Below are 19,104 nucleotides of genomic sequence, written 5' to 3'. Positions count from 1 at the left end.
TTTTGAAAAATTTTAAGTCCCACTTTCAATTCTCTAAACAAGAACGAAGTGGGATTTTTTATTTGTTATTATTAATAGTTACGCTTCAAATAGGATATTATTTTTTTAATACATATACTTCTAGTAGGGTAGAAAATTTTACTCTTAATACAAAAGAGCAAGCTAAAGTTGATTCTCTTAAATCAAAAGCGTTTTTAGCAAAAGAAAAGATTCTTTATGTATTTAACCCTAATTATATAACAGACTATAAAGGATATACATTGGGTATGTCAGTAGAAGAAATAGATAGGTTACATTTATTTAGAAAAAAGAACGGCTTTGTAAATTCGGCTGAAGAGTTTCAGCAAGTTACTAAGATTTCAGATTCATTACTAAAACTTCTAGAACCGTATTTTAAATTTCCAAAATGGAAAAAGAAAACGAGTAGACAAAATACGTATAAGGACACAAAAATATTTCCGATTAAAGATTTAAATGATTGTACGGAGGAAGAGCTACAGGCTATAAATGGAATAGGAGAGGTGTTATCTAAAAGAATAGTGAAATTTAGGAATGCTCTTGGTGGTTTTTTGATAGATAAACAATTGTTAGATGTTTATGGTTTAAAACCGGAGGTAGCTGAAAGGCTGTTAAAACAGTATAAAGTGATGAAGGCGCCCGAAGTTAAAAAAATCAATATAAATACAGCAACGGCTTCAGAGCTATCAAAATTATTATATATTCAAAAAACAGTTGCTTTTGAGGTGGTAAATTATAGAAATCTCAATGATTCTATCGTTTCTTTTGATGAATTAGCAAATATTAAAAATTTCCCATTCGAAAAAATTGATAAAATTAAGTTATATTTGAAGCTTAAATAAAGTATTTCAGGTATAGTAAATTTTAGCATGGATAAAAGATATTTTAGTGAAGAACATAACTTGTTTCGTGAGAGTTTAAGAAGTTTCTTAAAAAAGGAAGTGGTGCCACATGTGGATAAATGGGAAAAAGAAGGTGCTATTGAGCGTTTTATTTGGAAAAAATTTGGAGACATGGGGTATTTAGGTTTAACCTATCCTGTAAAATATGGAGGCCTTGAGCTAGATCTGTTTTATATGGTAATCCTGTTAGAAGAGCTTCAAAGAATAAATTCGCTTGGTTTCGCGGCCGCAATATGGGCTCACATGTACTTGGCAATGACGCACCTAAATAAGGAGGGAGACGAGAGAATAAAAGAAGAGTACCTAGCTCCAAGTATTGCAGGTGATAAGATAGGGTGTCTTTGTATTTCCGAACCTTTCGCCGGATCTGATGTTTCAGGAATGCGTACAACTGCTACTAAAGAAGGAGATTTTTATATTATAAATGGTTCTAAAACATTTATTACTAATGGTGTATTAAGTGATTATTTGGTTGTTACTGCTAAAACCGCTCCAAAGTTAGGGAACAAAGGTATTAGTATTTTTGTTGTAGATAGAGATGCAGCTGGAGTTAGTGCTGTTAAATTAGATAAGTTGGGTTGGCGTGCTTCGGATACTGGTGAAATAGCATTTGATAATGTTAGGATACCGGCAGAAAATTTGATGGGAGAAGAAGGGAAAGGTTTTCCTTATATAATGCAGCATTTTGCTTTAGAAAGATTAATAATGGGCGTTAATGCACATGCTAGAGCAGAGTATGCGTTAGAATATGCAATGGATTACATGTCGGAAAGAACGGCTTTTGGTAAACAAATTAATCAGTATCAGGCGTTAAGACATAAGATAGCGGAACGTACGGCAGAGATGACTATGTGCAGGGAATTTAATTATTCTGTAGCACAAAGATTAAATAATGGAGAATATGTAGTAAAAGAAGCAACTATGTCTAAACTACTTTCTACCAAAATGGCAGATGAAACTATTTATGATTGTTTACAAATGCTTGGAGGGTACGGTTTTATGGAAGATTATCCACTAGCCAGATTGTTTAGGGATAGTAGGTGTGGGCCTATAGGAGGAGGAACATCTGAAATACTAAAAGAAATACTATCCAAAATAATTATAGACAAGAAAAGCTATACGCCTGCAGTAAAGGTTTAGGTAAAATAATTTTCAATAAGGTTTGTAATGCCGATATAAATAGTATATTTGCAGCCTTAATCACAAAAGAGAGGAGGTAGTAGCATATGTTAATTATACCAATTAAAGAAGGAGAAAACATAGATAGAGCTTTAAAGCGCTTTAAGCGAAAGTTCGATAAAACCGGTACAATGCGTCAATTGAGAAAGCGTCAGCAGTTCAATAAACCATCTGTAACACGTAGAGCGCAAATACAAAAAGCGCAGTACATACAAGGTTTAAGAGATCAAGAAGAAATATAGGTTAATGAATCTATTTTCAATATAAAATCCTGCTATTAGCAGGATTTTTTTATGGAATTAAGTTAAAATATATGCTAACTTTGAGAGTATGGTATGGACTCCTTTTTTAAATTATCTTCTTTTAGAAAAGAAATATTCTAAGCATACGGTGCAGGCTTATAAAAAAGATATAGAATCTTTTGCTTGTTTTTGTTTAGAAGAATATGAGGTGCCTAGTATAGATAATATAGAATATGTTCTTATTAGGAGTTGGGTTGTTAACTTGGTTAAGGACGGATTGGAAAATCGTACAATTAATAGGAAAATAGCATCTTTAAAAGCGTACTATAAATTTTTGCTTCGTATAGAGGCAATAGAAATTTCTCCTTTAGCAAAACATAAAGCATTAAAAGTTTCCAAAAAAATAGAAGTTCCATTTTCTGAGGAAGAAATGCAAAAAGTGTTAGGGCAAATTGTTTATCCAGAAGGGTTTGAAGGGGTTAGAGATAAGTTAATTATAGATTTGCTTTATGCTACAGGTATGCGTAGAGCTGAGCTTATTCAATTAAAATGTAGTAATGTTAATTTGGAGGAACGTAGCTTAAAAGTCTTGGGAAAGAGAAATAAAGAGCGTGTAATACCTATATTGGAATCTACGGTAGATTTGTTTTCTCAATATTTTGCGGAGAGAAAAGAGTTAGCTTGTGTAAAAGATGTAAATCATGTTTTTCTTTTAAAAACAGGCAATAAATTGTATGAAACTCTTGTTTATAGAGTTATAAATGGGTATTTTAGTAAGGTGTCTAGTAAGGTAAAGAAGAGTCCTCATATACTTAGGCATACGTTTGCCACCCATTTGCTCAATAAGGGTGCAGATTTAAACTCTGTAAAAGAGTTATTAGGGCATTCTAGTTTAGCATCAACACAAGTTTATACCCATAATGGTATAGAAGAGTTGAAAAAAGTACACGCTTCCGCTCATCCAAGAGGCGGTAAAATATAAATTACATTGTTTAATTTTTAAAAATAGTATTCTATGAAAGTAAATGCGCAATCCGTAAATTTTAATGCAGAAGATGGGTTAATTGAGTTTGTACAAAACAGATTAGATAAATTAGAAACATTTTATGATAAAGTAATTAGTTCGGAAGTGTTTTTAAAATTAGATAACAATAATTTGAAGGAAAATAAGATTGTGGAGATAAAATTAAACGTTCCTAAGGATAATTTCATGGTAAAAAAGCAATGTAAATCTTTTGAAGAAGCAGTAGATTCTGCTTGTAATTCGCTGGAAAGAAGGCTAATAAAAAAGAAAGAAAAAATTAGAGCAAAAGCTTGATGAAATTTTTTTTAAATTTTGTTTTGAATAAACAAAAAAACGTATACATTTGCAGTCCGTTAGAAATAGCGGACTTTTTTATAACTAAAAAAGTAAAAAAGCCGATGTAGCTCAGCTGGCTAGAGCAGCTGATTTGTAATCAGCAGGTCGTGGGTTCGAGTCCCTCCATCGGCTCTTTGAAAAGTTCTTTAATTAATGGTTTGGGGAGATACTCAAGCGGCCAACGAGGGCAGACTGTAAATCTGCTGACTACGTCTTCGCAGGTTCGAATCCTGCTCTCCCCACAAAAAATTTTAGAAAGTACTTTTAAAAGGTTACTTTTGCAAAGCTAAAATTCGAAGTAGCTTTAAAAAATATTCTTTAAAATAGTTTTTTGAAATTTTGAAAATGTTGTAATTTTGCTTTCTGAAATTAATTTCAAGAAGTAAATAAGCGGGAGTAGCTCAGTTGGTAGAGCGTCAGCCTTCCAAGCTGAATGTCGCCGGTTCGAACCCGGTCTCCCGCTCAAAACATAAAAAACAGAATCGACCTTGCGTTGCTTCTGTTTTTTCTGTAAATAAATTACACCTTTAATGAGCTTTGGTTGTTTGAGGTGTTAGGTTTAACACTTTACGCCGGTGTAGCTCAGGGGTAGAGCGTTTCCTTGGTAAGGAAGAGGTCACGAGTTCAAATCTCGTCATTGGCTCAATTAAGGCATAAATTTGTACACTAATATAAACTAAAGATTAAAATTCATTAAACATGGCAAAGGAAACTTTTGATCGTTCCAAACCGCACTTAAATATAGGTACTATTGGACACGTAGATCACGGTAAAACTACATTAACTGCTGCTATTACTACAGTTTTAGCAAATGCAGGTCTTTCTGAATTGAGAAGTTTCGATTCTATCGATAACGCTCCTGAGGAAAAGGAAAGAGGTATTACAATTAATACATCGCACGTAGAGTATTCTACTGCAAATCGTCACTACGCGCACGTAGATTGTCCTGGTCACGCGGATTATGTAAAGAACATGGTAACTGGTGCTGCTCAAATGGATGGTGCTATATTAGTCGTTGCTGCTACAGATGGTCCAATGCCACAAACACGTGAGCACATCTTATTAGGTCGTCAGGTTGGTATTCCAAGAATTGTTGTATTCATGAATAAAGTGGATATGGTTGATGATGAAGAACTTTTAGAGCTTGTTGAAATGGAAGTAAGAGAATTACTTTCTTTTTATGAGTATGATGGTGATAATGGACCTGTTGTTGCTGGTTCTGCTTTAGGTGCACTTAATGGTGAGCAAAAGTGGGTAGATACAGTAATGAAATTAATGGAAGAAGTTGATGCTTGGATTGAATTGCCAAAGAGAGATGTTGATAAAGATTTCTTAATGCCAATTGAAGATGTATTTACAATTACTGGTCGTGGAACTGTTGCTACAGGTCGTATCGAAACTGGTATTGCAAATACAGGTGATGCAGTTGATATTATTGGTATGGGTGCTGAAAAATTATCCTCTACTATTACTGGAGTTGAAATGTTCCGTAAGATATTAGATAGAGGTGAGGCAGGAGATAATGTAGGTATCTTATTGAGAGGTATTGAAAAATCTCAAATTAGTAGAGGTATGGTAATCTGTAAGCCAGGTTCTGTGACTCCTCACTCTAAATTTGAAGCAGAGGTTTATATCCTTAAGAAAGAAGAAGGTGGTCGTCATACGCCTTTCCATAATAACTATCGTCCACAGTTTTATGTTAGAACTACGGATGTAACAGGAACTATTAATCTTCCTTCAGGGGTTGAGATGGTTATGCCTGGTGATAACCTTACTATTACTGTTGAGTTGTTGTCTCCAATTGCATTAAGCGTAGGATTGCGTTTTGCGATTCGTGAAGGTGGTAGAACAGTAGGTGCTGGTCAGGTTACTAAAATTTTAGATTAAGATAATTTATAGTTTTACATTATAGGGGTGTCCGCCGTTGGCGGATACCTTTCAATGTAAATACAAACGGGTGTAGCTCAGTTGGTAGAGCACTGGTCTCCAAAACCAGGTGTCGGGAGTTCGAGTCTCTCCTCCCGTGCGAAAGAAAAGAACGTATGTTCTGTTTCTTGTAAAATTGAAAAAAATAAACAACTATGTTAACTTATATAAAAGAATCTATAGAGGAGTTAAAAAATAATGTTACTCTTCCGCCGCGTTCAGAATCATCTAATCTTATGGTTGTGGTTGCGGTATTCTCTATTTTATTTGCATTGGCAACTTGGGGTGTGGATTCTGGTTTAAGTAAGTTGGTTGGTTTGTATTTTGATAACGTTTTAAATTAAACTGCGATCATGTCTGAAGTTTTAGAAAAGAAGTGGTATGTAGTAAGGGCTGTTAGTGGTCAGGAGCATAAAATTAAGGGATACATTGAAAGTGAAGTGTCTCGTTTAGGTTTTTCTGATTATCTGGAGGATGTTTTAGTTCCTACAGAAAAAGTGGTTCAGATTAGAAACGGAAAAAAAATTAATAAAGAAAGGGTGTATTTCCCTGGGTATATCATGATCAAAGCTAATTTAGGTGGAGAAATGATACATATTATTAGGTCTATTACAAATGTTATTGGTTTTTTGGGGGAGACAAAAGGAGGAGATCCTGTTCCTTTGAGAAAATCGGAAGTGAATAGAATGTTAGGTAAGGTGGATGAGTTAACTGTAAATACAGATAGCGTTGCAATACCTTTTGTTTTTGGTGAAACGGTAAAAGTAATAGATGGTCCTTTTAATGGGTTTAACGGAACGGTTGAAAAAATTAATGAGGAGAAGCGTAAGCTTGAGGTAATGGTTAAGATTTTTGGAAGAAAAACACCATTGGAGTTAAGTTATATGCAAGTAGAAAAAATTTAATATAATTTGTTACATATTTAAAAGTAGTATCGCTTCCATTGATACACTTTCAATTTAATTTTAAACAATGGCAAAAGAAGTAGGTAAAGTAGTTAAGCTACAAGTTAGGGGAGGTGCAGCGAATCCATCGCCACCGGTTGGACCCGCCTTAGGTGCTGCCGGTGTTAACATTATGGAATTCTGTAAGCAGTTTAATGCTCGTACACAGGATAAACCAGGTAAAGTATTACCAGTTGTTATCACCGTATACAAGGATAAATCATTTGATTTTATTGTAAAAACACCACCAGCGGCAGTTCAGCTATTGGAAGCAGCTAAGATTAAAAAAGGATCTGGCGAACCTAACAGAGTAAAATCAGGTAATGTAACTTGGGACCAGGTTAAGGCAATAGCCGAAGACAAAATGGTAGATTTAAATGCATTTACTGTAGAATCAGCAATGAGTATGATCGCAGGAACAGCAAGATCTATGGGTTTAAAAGTGGCAGGAAAAAGACCTTTTTAAAATCTTAAAAGCAATTAAATGGCAAAGTTAACAAAGAATCAAAAGGAGGCTCGTGCTAAAATAGAGAAAGATAAACTTTATTCTATTGATGAAGCGTCTGCTTTAGTAAAAGAAATAACAAATACAAAATTTGATGCATCTGTAGATTTAGCTGTTCGTTTGGGTGTAGATCCAAGAAAAGCAAATCAAATGGTTCGTGGGGTGGTAACGCTTCCACATGGAACTGGTAAGGATGTTAAAGTTTTGGCTTTGGTTACTCCAGACAAAGAGGCAGAGGCTACAGCAGCTGGTGCAGATTTTGTTGGATTAGATGAATATTTGGATAAAATAAAAAGCGGTTGGACAGATGTTGATGTAATTATCACAATGCCAAGTGTAATGGGTAAATTAGGTCCCCTAGGTCGAGTTTTAGGGCCAAGAGGTTTAATGCCTAATCCAAAAACAGGTACTGTTACTATGGATGTAGCTAAAGCGGTTACAGAAGTAAAAGCAGGTAAAATTGACTTTAAAGTAGATAAAACAGGTATAGTGCATGCTGCAATTGGAAAGGCTTCTTTCTCTGCGGATAAGATTGCAGGAAATGCTAAAGAGTTATTAGATACTTTGAATAAATTGAAGCCTACGGCGTCTAAAGGTGTTTATATGAAATCAATTTTCATGTCTAGCACAATGAGTCCTAGTGTTCAATTAGATCCAAAAACAGTTTAATTAACTGGTAGTTTAAAAATTTAATTATGACAAGAGAAGAAAAAGCAAACGTTATACAGGATTTGACTACTCAGTTAGGGGAAAGCTCTACCATTTATTTGGCAGATATTTCTGGTCTTGATGCAGTGACTACTTCGGATTTAAGAAGAGCATGTTTTAAATCGGATATAAGACTGGCTGTAGTTAAAAATACATTGCTTGCAAAAGCAATGGAGGCTTCTGATAGAGAATTTGGAGAACTTCCTGAAGTACTTAAAGGGAATACTTCTTTAATGTTTTCTGAAGTAGGAAATGCTCCTGCAAAATTAATAAAGAGTTTCAGAAAAAAATCTGATAAGCCTTTATTAAAAGGTGCTTTCGTAGAAGAAGCAGTTTATATTGGTGATGAGAATTTGGATGCTTTAGTAAGCATTAAGTCTAAAGAGGAAATGATTGGCGAGATAATTGGTTTATTACAATCTCCTGCTAAGAATGTTATTTCTGGACTTAAATCAGGTGGTGGTAAACTAGCTGGTATCCTTAAAACATTATCAGAAAGATAGTACGCACTAAAAACAATTATATTTTAAAAATTTATTAAACGATAGTAAAAATGGCAGATTTAAAAGATTTCGCAGAACAATTAGTTAATCTTACTGTAAAAGAAGTAAACGAATTAGCTGATATATTAAAAGAAGAATACGGTATAGAGCCTGCTGCTGCTGCAGTTGCTGTTGCTGCTGGTGGTGCTGCCGCTGGTGGAGATGCTGCTGAAGAGCAAACAGAATTTGATGTAATATTAAAAGCGGCTGGTGCTTCTAAATTAGCAGTTGTAAAATTAGTTAAGGAATTAACTGGTTTAGGATTGAAAGATGCTAAAGATATCGTTGATAGCGCACCAAAAGCAATTAAAGAAGGTGTTTCTAAAGACGAAGCTGAAGGAATTAAAACTTCATTAGAAGAAGCAGGAGCAGAAGTTGAGCTTAAATAATAGCAACGACATATAGCACTTATGGTTTAGGTCTTTTCGCAATTTGCGCTTAGACCTAAGCCTTTTTATATAATATGTATATAAAGTAGTATACAACCCATTTAGTATTCACGATCAAAATACTGTCCATAGATGTTCAAAAATCAGACTCAAAGAATAAATTTTGCATCCGCTAAGAACACTCCGGAATATCCAGATTTCTTGGATATTCAGATTAAATCGTTTCAAGATTTCTTTCAACTTGAAACAAAATCTGATCAAAGAGGAGATGAAGGATTATATAACACCTTCATGGAAAACTTTCCAATAACTGACACAAGAAATCAGTTTGTATTGGAGTTTTTAGATTATTTCATAGATCCACCAAGATATTCAATTCAAGAATGTATTGAACGTGGACTTACATATAGTGTACCATTAAAAGCTAGACTTAAATTATATTGTACAGATCCGGAACATGAGGATTTTGAGACTATTGTACAAGATGTATATTTAGGTACAATTCCTTACATGACACCGAGTGGTACATTTGTAATTAATGGTGCAGAAAGAGTTGTAGTTTCTCAATTACACCGTTCTCCAGGGGTATTCTTTGGACAATCTTTCCATGCAAATGGAACAAAGCTATATTCTGCAAGAGTAATTCCTTTTAAGGGATCTTGGATAGAATTTGCAACAGATATCAATGGCGTTATGTACGCATATATTGATAGAAAGAAAAAATTACCTGTTACTACTTTATTTAGAGCTATAGGCTTTGAAAGAGATAAAGATATATTAGAGATTTTTGACCTTTCTGAAGAGGTTAAAGCATCTGCAGCAGGATTAAAGAAAGTTTTAGGTCGTAAACTTGCGGCTAGAGTTTTGAATACTTGGCATGAAGATTTCGTGGATGAGGATACTGGAGAAGTGGTATCTATTGAAAGAAATGAAATTGTTTTAGATCGTGACACCATTCTTGAAAAAGATCATATTCAAGAAATTATGGATGCGGATGTTAAGACGGTATTATTACATAAAGAAAATAATGCGCAGTCCGATTATGCTATAATTCATAATACATTACAGAAAGATCCAACAAACTCTGAAAAAGAGGCTGTTGAGCATATATATCGTCAATTACGTAATGCAGAACCGCCAGATGAGGAAACTGCAAGAGGTATTATTGATAAATTATTCTTCTCTGATCAGCGTTACAACTTAGGTGAAGTTGGTCGTTATAGAATGAACAAAAAATTACAATTAGATATCGGAATGGATAAGCAGGTCTTAACCAAAATTGATATCATAACGATTATTAAATATTTAATCGAATTAATTAACTCTAAGGCAGAGATTGATGATATTGATCACCTTTCTAATCGTCGTGTACGTACGGTAGGGGAACAGTTGTCTTCTCAGTTTGGTGTTGGTTTAGCTCGTATGGCAAGAACCATTCGAGAACGTATGAATGTTCGTGATAACGAGGTTTTTACACCAATCGATTTGATTAATGCAAAAACCTTATCATCGGTTATTAACTCTTTCTTTGGTACAAACCAATTATCTCAGTTTATGGATCAGACGAATCCGTTGGCAGAGATAACACACAAGCGTAGATTATCTGCACTTGGGCCAGGAGGTTTATCAAGAGAGAGAGCAGGTTTTGAGGTTCGTGATGTTCACTATACGCATTACGGAAGATTATGTCCTATTGAAACACCAGAAGGTCCAAATATTGGTCTTATTTCTTCTTTAGCTGTTTTTGCTAAAGTTAACCCAATGGGGTTCTTAGAGACTCCGTATAGAAAGGTTACGGATTCTAAGGTGGATATGGATGAGTTTAGATATTTAAGTGCCGAAGAAGAAGAAGGAATGAAAATTGCGCAGGCAAATATTCCTAAAAAAGAAGATGGTACTATTGATTCAGACAAAGTAATAGCAAGGGAAGAAGGAGATTTCCCAGTTGTAGATCCATCAGAAATACAATTTACGGATGTTGCTCCTAATCAAATTGCATCTATATCAGCATCTCTTATTCCTTTCTTGGAGCATGATGATGCCAACCGTGCATTGATGGGATCAAACATGATGCGTCAGGCAGTACCATTATTAAAACCGCAATCACCAATTGTAGGTACAGGTTTAGAGCGTCAAGTAGCATCAGATTCTAGAGTATTAATTAATGCCGAAGGAGAAGGTGTTATTGAGTATGTGGATTCTCAGAAAATTACGGTTAAATACGATCGTACTGACGATGAAAGATTAGTTAGTTTCGAAGAAGATTCTAAAACCTATAAACTAGTTAAATTTAGAAAAACAAACCAAGGAACAAGTATTAACCTTAAACCTATTGTTGAAAAAGGAGATAGAGTTAAAAAAGGGCAAGTTCTTTGTGAAGGATACGCAACAGAAAAAGGGGAATTAGCATTAGGTAGAAACTTAGTGGTTGCCTTTATGCCTTGGAAAGGGTATAACTTTGAAGATGCGATTGTAATTTCCGAAAAAGTAGTGCGAGAAGATATATTTACATCTATACATGTAGATGAGTATTCTTTAGATGTTCGTGATACAAAATTAGGAGCAGAAGAATTAACGCATGACATTCCAAATGTTTCAGAAGAAGCGACAAAAGACTTGGATGAAAATGGAATGATTCGTATTGGTGCTGAAGTTAAGCCTGGAGATATTTTAATTGGTAAAATTACGCCAAAAGGAGAATCTGATCCAACGCCAGAAGAAAAATTATTGAGAGCAATTTTCGGTGATAAGGCAGGTGATGTAAAAGATGCTTCTTTAAAAGCGTCTCCATCTTTGAGAGGTGTGGTTATTGAGAAAAAATTATTCTCTAGATCTATTAAAGATAAGCGCAAGCGTTCAGAAGATAAAGAAGCTATTTCTAATTTAGAATTAGAATACGAAGTTAAATTTCAACAACTAAAAGACATTTTGATTGAAAAATTGTTTGTCTTAGTTAATGGAAAAACGTCGCAGGGTGTATTAAATGACTTAGGGGAAGAAGTATTGCCAAAAGGCAAGAAATATACTATGAAGATGTTGAATTCTGTTGATGATTTCGCTCACTTAGTTGGTGGAAGTTGGACAACAGATAAAGAAACAAATGCTTCTTTAGCAGATTTATTACATAACTATAAGATTAAATTAAATGATCTTCAAGGGAACCTTAGAAGAGATAAGTTTACTATCTCTGTAGGAGATGAATTGCCAGCAGGTATTATAAAGTTAGCGAAAGTTTATGTTGCGAAAAAACGTAAGCTTAAAGTTGGAGATAAAATGGCAGGACGTCACGGAAACAAAGGTATTGTTTCTCGTATAGTTCGTCATGAAGATATGCCTTTCTTGGAAGATGGAACGCCAGTGGATATTGTATTAAATCCGTTAGGGGTACCTTCTCGTATGAATATAGGACAGATATATGAAACAGTATTGGGTTGGGCAGGTCTTAAACTTGGTAAAAAGTTTGGTACTCCAATTTTCGACGGTGCTACTTTAGATCAAATTAATGCATACACTGATGAAGCAGGTATACCAAGATTTGGACATACATATCTTCATGATGGTGGTACAGGTCAGCGTTTTGATCAGCCAGCTACAGTAGGAGTTATTTATATGTTGAAATTAGGGCATATGGTAGATGATAAAATGCATGCTCGTTCTATAGGACCTTACTCACTAATTACACAACAACCATTAGGTGGTAAAGCACAATTTGGTGGTCAGCGTTTTGGAGAGATGGAAGTATGGGCTCTAGAGGCATATGGTGCGTCTGCTACTTTGAGAGAAATATTAACGGTTAAATCCGATGATGTTATTGGTAGAGCAAAAACATATGAATCTATTGTTAAAGGCGAAACAATGCCAGAACCTGGATTACCAGAATCCTTTAATGTATTAATGCATGAACTTAAAGGTTTAGGTTTAGACATTAGATTAGAGGAATAGTCAGATCGGATAAAACGATTTAAGAACACATTGTTAATTTAGTATCACCATTATATTATGGCTAGAATAAAAGATAATAACCCAATAAAAAGGTTTAATAAAATATCCATCGGATTAGCATCTCCTGAGGCAATATTAGGAGAGTCTAAAGGTGAAGTTTTAAAACCTGAAACTATTAACTATAGAACACACAAACCAGAGAGAGATGGTCTTTTTTGTGAGCGTATTTTTGGTCCTGTTAAGGATTATGAGTGTGCTTGTGGTAAATATAAAAGAATTCGTTACCGTGGTATTGTTTGTGATCGTTGTGGGGTAGAGGTTACAGAGAAAAAAGTACGTAGAGATAGAGTAGGTCATATTAATTTAGTTGTTCCTGTAGCTCATATCTGGTACTTCCGTTCTTTACCTAATAAGATTGGATATCTTCTTGGATTACCTTCTAAGAAGTTAGATATGATTATCTACTACGAACGTTATGTAGTAATTCAACCAGGTATTGCAAAAGGTCCAGAAGGAGAGGAAGTTAAGAAAATGGATTTCTTAACAGAGGAAGAGTATCTTAATATTGCAGAGGAATTACCACAAGAAAATCAGTATTTAGAAGACTCAGACCCTAATAAGTTCATAGCTAAAATGGGAGCTGAGTGTCTTATTGATTTATTAGCTAGAATTGATTTAACCGAATTGTCATATGAATTAAGGCATAAAGCTAATACAGAGACATCTAAGCAAAGAAAAACAGAAGCTTTAAAAAGACTTCAGGTTGTAGAAGCTTTAAGAGAATCTCAAGAAAATAGAGATAACAGGCCAGAGTGGATGATTATGAAAGTAATTCCGGTTATTCCACCAGAATTACGTCCATTAGTACCATTAGACGGTGGTCGTTTTGCTACTTCAGATTTAAATGATTTATATAGAAGAGTTATTATTCGTAATAACCGTTTAAAGCGTTTAGTAGAAATTAAGGCTCCAGAAGTTATTCTTAGAAATGAGAAACGTATGCTTCAGGAATCTGTGGATTCATTATTTGATAACACACGTAAAGCGTCTGCTGTTAAAACGGAATCTAATAGACCTTTAAAGTCACTTTCTGATTCATTAAAAGGTAAGCAAGGGCGTTTCCGTCAAAACTTACTTGGTAAGCGTGTAGATTATTCTGCTCGTTCGGTTATTGTTGTAGGACCAGAATTGAAATTATTTGAATGTGGCCTTCCAAAAGATATGGCGGCTGAGCTTTATAAGCCTTTTGTAATTCGAAAGTTAATTGAAAGAGGTATTGTAAAAACAGTTAAGTCTGCGAAGAAAATAATAGATAAAAAAGAGCCAGTAGTTTGGGATATTTTGGAAAATGTTCTTAAGGGGCATCCAGTATTATTAAACCGTGCTCCGACATTACACCGTTTAGGTATACAAGCATTCCAGCCGAAACTTATAGAAGGTAAAGCTATTCGTCTTCACCCATTGGTATGTACTGCATTTAATGCGGATTTTGATGGGGATCAAATGGCAGTTCATTTACCATTAGGTCCTGAGGCTATTTTAGAGGCTCAATTATTAATGTTGGCTTCTCATAATATCTTAAATCCTGCAAATGGTTCTCCAATAACGGTACCATCACAGGATATGGTCTTGGGTCTATATTATATGACTAAGGAAAGAAAATCTACCCCAGAGGTGCCTATTAAAGGTGAAGGATTAACATTCTATTCTTATGAAGAAGTAGAAATTGCTTTTAATGAAGGAATGGTAAATCTTAATGCAGGAATTAAGGTTCGTGCTAAAGATTTTAATGAAGAAGGGGAGTTAGTAAACAAAATTATACCAACAACTGTGGGTAGAGTATTGTTTAATATGGAGGTACCTGAAGAAGCTGGTTATATTAATGATGTATTAAATAAAAAATCATTACGAGATATTATTGGTGGAATTTTAGCCGTAACGGATGTACCTACTACAGCAGATTTCTTAGATAGAATTAAAACTTTAGGATATGATTTTGCCTTTAAAGGTGGATTATCGTTTAGTTTAGGGGATATTATCATACCAAAAGAAAAAATTGAAATGATTGCTGATGCCAATGGTCAAGTAGACGGCATTATGGCAAATTATAATATGGGTCTTATCACCAATAACGAACGTTATAACCAAGTTATTGATGTTTGGACTTCTACGAATGCTATGCTAACAGAGTTGGCTATGAAACGTATTCGCGAAGATCAACAAGGATTCAACTCGGTATATATGATGCTTGATTCTGGTGCGAGGGGTTCTAAGGAGCAAATCCGTCAGTTAACCGGTATGCGTGGATTAATGGCTAAGCCTAAAAAATCTACTGCTGGTGGTGGTGAAATTATTGAAAATCCAATTCTTTCTAACTTTAAGGAAGGTCTTTCGATTTTAGAATATTTTATATCTACTCACGGTGCTCGTAAAGGTCTTGCAGATACTGCCCTTAAAACGGCAGATGCAGGTTACTTAACACGTCGTTTAGTGGATGTTTCCCAAGATGTTATTATTAACATTGAAGATTGTGAAACTTTAAGAGGTGTAGAAGTTAGAGCTTTAAAGAAGAACGAAGAGATTGTTGAGACATTAGGAGAAAGAATATTAGGTAGGGTTTCTCTACATGATGTTTATAATCCTTTAACAGAAGAATTATTACTTTCTGCAGGGCAGGAAATTATGGAGTCTGATGTTAAGAAAATTTCAGCATCGCCAGTAGAAAAAGTGGAAGTGCGATCAGCATTAACATGTGAAGCTAAAAAAGGTATTTGTGCTAAATGTTATGGTAGAAACTTATCTACTAATAAAATGGTACAAAGAGGTGAAGCCGTTGGTGTAGTTGCTGCCCAATCTATTGGAGAACCAGGAACACAGTTAACATTACGTACATTCCACGTGGGTGGTATTGCAGGTAATATTTCTGAAGATAATAAGCTTATCGCTAAGTTGGGTGGTATTGCAGAAATTGAAGATTTAAGAACTGTTGTTGGTGAAGATTCAGAAGGTAATCCTGCTACAATTGTTATTTCTAGAACATCGGAAATAAAAGTTGTAGATGCTAAATCTGGAATTGTATTAAGTACAAATAACATTCCTTATGGTTCTCAATTATTTATTGAGAATGGAGCCAAAATAGCGAAAGATGATGTAATTTGTTCTTGGGATCCATATAATGGAGTTATTGTTTCGGAATTCCCTGGTCAAATTGCTTACGAAAACATAGATCAAGGGATTACATATCAAGTAGAAATTGATGAACAGACAGGTTTTCAGGAAAAAGTAATTTCAGAATCTAGAAACAAAAAATTAATCCCGACATTACTAATTAAGAATGCCAATGATGAAGTGTTGCGTTCTTATAATTTACCAGTAGGATCTCACTTAATGGTAGATGATAGTGATAAAATTAAAGAAGGTCAAATCTTAGTTAAGATTCCACGTAAGTCTGCAAAAGCAGGTGATATTACAGGAGGTCTTCCAAGAGTTACTGAGTTATTTGAAGCTCGTAATCCATCGAACCCAGCAGTTGTTTCTGAGATAGATGGTGTTGTCTCTTTTGGGAAAATTAAAAGAGGTAACCGTGAAATAATTATTGAATCTAAATTAGGAGAAGTTAAGAAGTATTTGGTAAAACTTTCTAATCAAATCTTAGTTCAGGAAAACGATTATGTTCGAGCAGGTATGCCACTTTCGGATGGCTCTACTACTCCAGAGGATATATTAAAAATAAAAGGCCCATCAGCTGTACAGCAGTACTTAGTAAATGAAGTGCAAGAAGTATATCGTTTGCAAGGGGTGAAAATTAATGATAAACACTTTGAGGTTGTAGTAAGGCAAATGATGCGTAAAGTACGTATTGTAGATCCAGGAGATACAATTTTCTTAGAAAACCAACTAATTCATAAACAAGATTTTATTGTTGAAAATGATGAAATTTATGGAAAGAAAGTTGTAGTGGATGCGGGAGATTCGGATAATATTAAAGCTGGTCAAATTATTTCTGCAAGGGAACTTAGAGATGAAAATTCTATTCTAAGAAGAGGAGATAAGAATTTAATTGAAGCTAGAGACGCTGTAGCGGCTACGGCAACACCAATACTTCAGGGTATTACAAGAGCTTCATTACAGACAAAATCATTTATTTCTGCTGCTTCCTTCCAGGAAACAACTAAAGTGTTAAATGAAGCTGCTGTAAGTGGTAAAGTAGATACATTAGAAGGCTTAAAAGAGAATGTAATTGTTGGGCATAAAATCCCGGCAGGAACAGGAATGCGAGATTATGATAATATAATCGTTGGCTCTAAAGAAGAGTACGATGAAATTATGGCTCGCAAAGAAGCGTTGAAATTTTAATTTCTAGAAATAACCCTCGATGAAAATTGAGGGTTATTTTTTTAGTTATATTCTATACTAACTTTATTTTATTAGAGTTTTAAAAGAAAGATAATATTGATAGAATTATGAGTGACGAATCAAAAAAGCAACAGCAAATTAATATAGAGTTAGATGAGAAAATTGCCGAAGGTACATATTCTAATCTAGCAATAATAAACCACTCTGTTTCGGAGTTTGTTGTTGATTTTATTAGTATGATGCCTGGCGCACCCAAAGCTAAAGTGAAAAGCCGAATTGTCTTAACCCCTCAACATGCAAAGAAGTTTCTTAGGGCTTTAAGTGATAACGTAGATCGTTTTGAAAAGGCGCATGGAACTATTAAAGATTATGAACAACCACCTATACCAATGAATTTTGGTCCAACAGGAGAAGCATAATAAAAAGGGATGAAATTTAATTTCATCCCTTTTTATTTAATTAAACTCCGAAGTAAAATGGAGTTTAACATTAGGATATTTTTGTTGTGTCATTTGTAAAGAAAAACTAGAATCCGCTAGAAAAACTAACTGCCCTTTTTTATCTTTTGCTAAGAATTTTTGTTTAACCCGAACGAACTCTTTAAATTCATCCGTTTTGTTATTAGACTCGTCTACCCAACAAGCTTTATACACAGGAAGATTCTCGTAAGTACATTTTGCGCTATACTCATGCTCTAATCTATATTGTATGACTTCAAATTGTAGAGCGCCAACAGTACCTATAATTTTTCTTCCGTTTAATTCTAGCGTAAAGAGTTGAGCAACACCTTCATCCATTAACTGGTCAATACCCTTGTATAATTGTTTAGATTTTAATGGGTCTGCATTATTTATATATCTAAAATGTTCCGGAGAAAAGCTTGGTATTCCTTTGTAGTTTAATTGTTCGCCTTCGGTTAGTGTATCTCCAATTTTGAAGTTTCCCGTATCATGTAGCCCTACAATATCCCCAGGAAATGATGTATCTACGATTTCCTTTTTTTCAGCAAAAAAAGCATTGGGGCTAGAAAACTTTACTTTTTTGCCATTGCGAACATGCAGATACGGTTTGTTTCTTTCAAAAGTTCCAGAGACTATTTTAACAAAAGCCAAACGGTCTCTATGTTTTGGATCCATATTTGCATGAATTTTAAAAACGAATCCAGTCAGTTTTTTTTCGTTAGAGTCTACTAAACGTTCCTCAGCCATTTTCGCTCTTGGCGATGGTGCTATATCAACAAAGCAATCTAATAATTCTCTTACTCCAAAATTATTTAATGCAGAACCAAAAAATACTGGTTGCTGTTCTCCTTTTAAATATGCGTCCTTATCAAAATCAGGATATACGCCGCTTACTAACTCTAAATCATCTCGTAAGGTATTTGCTGCTGCTTCACCAATTAATTGGGTTAATTTAGTACTATGAATATCGTCTATAGCTATTGTGTCTTCGATATTTTTTTTACTATCTCCACTAAACAGGTTTACGTTTTTTTCGTAGATATTATATATTCCTTTAAAATCATATCCCATTCCAATAGGAAAGCTTAAAGGGGTTACCTTAAGACCAAGTTTCTGTTCTAAATCGTCTAATAAATCAAAAGCATCTTTTCCTTCTCTATCTAATTTATTAATGAATACTAGCATTGGTATGTTACGCATTCTACATACTTCCACTAATTTTACGGTTTGTTCCTCAACGCCTTTTGCAACATCAATAACAACAATAACACTATCAACAGCAGTTAAAGTTCTAAACGTATCTTCCGCAAAATCTTTATGACCAGGGGTGTCTAAAATATTAATTTTTTTGTCACCATAGATAAAAGCTAAAACGGAAGTTGCCACAGAAATTCCTCTTTGCCTCTCAATTTCCATAAAGTCACTGGTAGCGGTTTTCTTTATTTTATTGTTTTTGACAGCACCAGCTTCTTGAATAGCACCTCCAAATAATAAGAGTTTTTCTGTTAAGGTGGTTTTACCTGCATCTGGGTGAGATATTATCCCAAATGTCCTTCTTCTTTCAATTTCTGTTTTAAAATCCATGCTATAAATTTGCGCAAAAATACGGTAAATAAAGGATTTTATAAAT

At 34.5% G+C, this 19,104-nt stretch carries 16 protein-coding genes and 5 tRNA genes; 20 read left to right on the top strand and 1 reads right to left on the bottom strand.

Annotation, left to right across the window (positions count from 1 at the left end):
- Positions 1–2: 2 nt before the first annotated feature.
- The 20 genes from Q0856_RS14820 (at position 3) to Q0856_RS14725 (ending at position 17,432) form a co-directional block, all read left to right on the top strand.
- Positions 3–860 carry a helix-hairpin-helix domain-containing protein gene (locus Q0856_RS14820; protein WP_298506255.1) on the top strand — a complete coding sequence of 286 codons (858 nt, stop codon included), beginning with the start codon at positions 3–5 and terminating at the stop codon, positions 858–860.
- Positions 861–887: 27 nt separating this feature from the next.
- Entirely contained in the window at positions 888–2,060 is a 1,173-nt protein-coding gene (locus tag Q0856_RS14815) for an acyl-CoA dehydrogenase family protein (protein ID WP_298506252.1), read from the top strand.
- An 86-nt stretch (positions 2,061–2,146) separates the two neighbouring features.
- Positions 2,147–2,341 carry a 30S ribosomal protein S21 gene (gene rpsU, locus Q0856_RS14810; RefSeq protein WP_291869014.1) on the top strand — a complete coding sequence of 65 codons (195 nt, stop codon included), beginning with the start codon at positions 2,147–2,149 and terminating at the stop codon, positions 2,339–2,341.
- An 88-nt stretch (positions 2,342–2,429) separates the two neighbouring features.
- On the top strand, positions 2,430–3,323 hold the full coding sequence (locus tag Q0856_RS14805) for a tyrosine-type recombinase/integrase (protein ID WP_298480849.1): 894 nt from the start codon (positions 2,430–2,432) through the stop codon (positions 3,321–3,323).
- Positions 3,324–3,356: 33 nt separating this feature from the next.
- The gene (gene raiA / locus Q0856_RS14800) at positions 3,357–3,659 is read left to right on the top strand and encodes a ribosome-associated translation inhibitor RaiA (protein ID WP_298480851.1); all 303 of its coding nucleotides are present in this window, start codon (positions 3,357–3,359) and stop codon (positions 3,657–3,659) included.
- Positions 3,660–3,759: 100 nt separating this feature from the next.
- Positions 3,760–3,833, top strand: a tRNA-Thr gene (locus tag Q0856_RS14795).
- 28 nt (positions 3,834–3,861) lie between these two features.
- Positions 3,862–3,943: transfer RNA gene (locus Q0856_RS14790), tRNA-Tyr, on the top strand.
- Between the two features lie 148 nt (positions 3,944–4,091).
- A tRNA-Gly gene (locus Q0856_RS14785) sits at positions 4,092–4,164 on the top strand.
- 108 nt (positions 4,165–4,272) lie between these two features.
- Positions 4,273–4,344, top strand: a tRNA-Thr gene (locus tag Q0856_RS14780).
- A 56-nt stretch (positions 4,345–4,400) separates the two neighbouring features.
- Positions 4,401–5,588 carry an elongation factor Tu gene (gene tuf / locus Q0856_RS14775; RefSeq protein ID WP_298480853.1) on the top strand — a complete coding sequence of 396 codons (1,188 nt, stop codon included), beginning with the start codon at positions 4,401–4,403 and terminating at the stop codon, positions 5,586–5,588.
- A 66-nt stretch (positions 5,589–5,654) separates the two neighbouring features.
- Positions 5,655–5,727: transfer RNA gene (locus Q0856_RS14770), tRNA-Trp, on the top strand.
- 55 nt (positions 5,728–5,782) lie between these two features.
- Positions 5,783–5,971 (top strand): preprotein translocase subunit SecE, encoded by a 189-nt coding sequence (gene secE, locus Q0856_RS14765; RefSeq protein WP_298480855.1) that lies wholly within the window; start codon positions 5,783–5,785, stop codon positions 5,969–5,971.
- A 9-nt stretch (positions 5,972–5,980) separates the two neighbouring features.
- Entirely contained in the window at positions 5,981–6,532 is a 552-nt protein-coding gene (nusG, locus tag Q0856_RS14760) for a transcription termination/antitermination protein NusG (protein WP_298480857.1), read from the top strand.
- 67 nt (positions 6,533–6,599) lie between these two features.
- Positions 6,600–7,037, top strand: coding sequence for a 50S ribosomal protein L11 (gene rplK, locus Q0856_RS14755; protein WP_121069271.1), 438 nt, complete (start codon positions 6,600–6,602; stop codon positions 7,035–7,037).
- 18 nt (positions 7,038–7,055) lie between these two features.
- Positions 7,056–7,745, top strand: coding sequence for a 50S ribosomal protein L1 (rplA, locus tag Q0856_RS14750; protein WP_298480861.1), 690 nt, complete (start codon positions 7,056–7,058; stop codon positions 7,743–7,745).
- 26 nt (positions 7,746–7,771) lie between these two features.
- Positions 7,772–8,287: a 50S ribosomal protein L10 gene (gene rplJ / locus Q0856_RS14745; RefSeq protein WP_298480863.1), complete on the top strand. Its 516-nt coding sequence runs from the start codon at positions 7,772–7,774 to the stop codon at positions 8,285–8,287.
- A 50-nt stretch (positions 8,288–8,337) separates the two neighbouring features.
- Positions 8,338–8,715: a 50S ribosomal protein L7/L12 gene (gene rplL / locus Q0856_RS14740; RefSeq protein ID WP_298480865.1), complete on the top strand. Its 378-nt coding sequence runs from the start codon at positions 8,338–8,340 to the stop codon at positions 8,713–8,715.
- Between the two features lie 132 nt (positions 8,716–8,847).
- Positions 8,848–12,657, top strand: a complete 3,810-nt coding sequence (gene rpoB / locus Q0856_RS14735) for a DNA-directed RNA polymerase subunit beta (protein ID WP_298506250.1) — start codon at positions 8,848–8,850, stop codon at positions 12,655–12,657.
- Between the two features lie 57 nt (positions 12,658–12,714).
- Complete coding sequence (gene rpoC / locus Q0856_RS14730; RefSeq protein ID WP_298480869.1) at positions 12,715–17,013, top strand: DNA-directed RNA polymerase subunit beta'; 4,299 nt, start codon at positions 12,715–12,717, stop codon at positions 17,011–17,013.
- Positions 17,014–17,120: 107 nt separating this feature from the next.
- Positions 17,121–17,432: a DUF3467 domain-containing protein gene (locus Q0856_RS14725; RefSeq protein WP_298480871.1), complete on the top strand. Its 312-nt coding sequence runs from the start codon at positions 17,121–17,123 to the stop codon at positions 17,430–17,432.
- A gap of 36 nt (positions 17,433–17,468) precedes the next feature.
- Here Q0856_RS14725 and Q0856_RS14720 read toward each other — a convergent pair whose 3' ends face one another.
- Positions 17,469–19,058 carry a peptide chain release factor 3 gene (locus Q0856_RS14720; protein WP_298480873.1) on the bottom strand — a complete coding sequence of 530 codons (1,590 nt, stop codon included), beginning with the start codon at positions 19,056–19,058 and terminating at the stop codon, positions 17,469–17,471.
- Between the last annotated feature and the right edge of the window lie 46 nt (positions 19,059–19,104).

It is taken from the genome of uncultured Maribacter sp. (assembly GCF_947496775.1).
Lineage (GTDB): Bacteria > Bacteroidota > Bacteroidia > Flavobacteriales > Flavobacteriaceae > Maribacter_B.
This window is presented reverse-complemented; position numbering and strand designations above follow the sequence as displayed.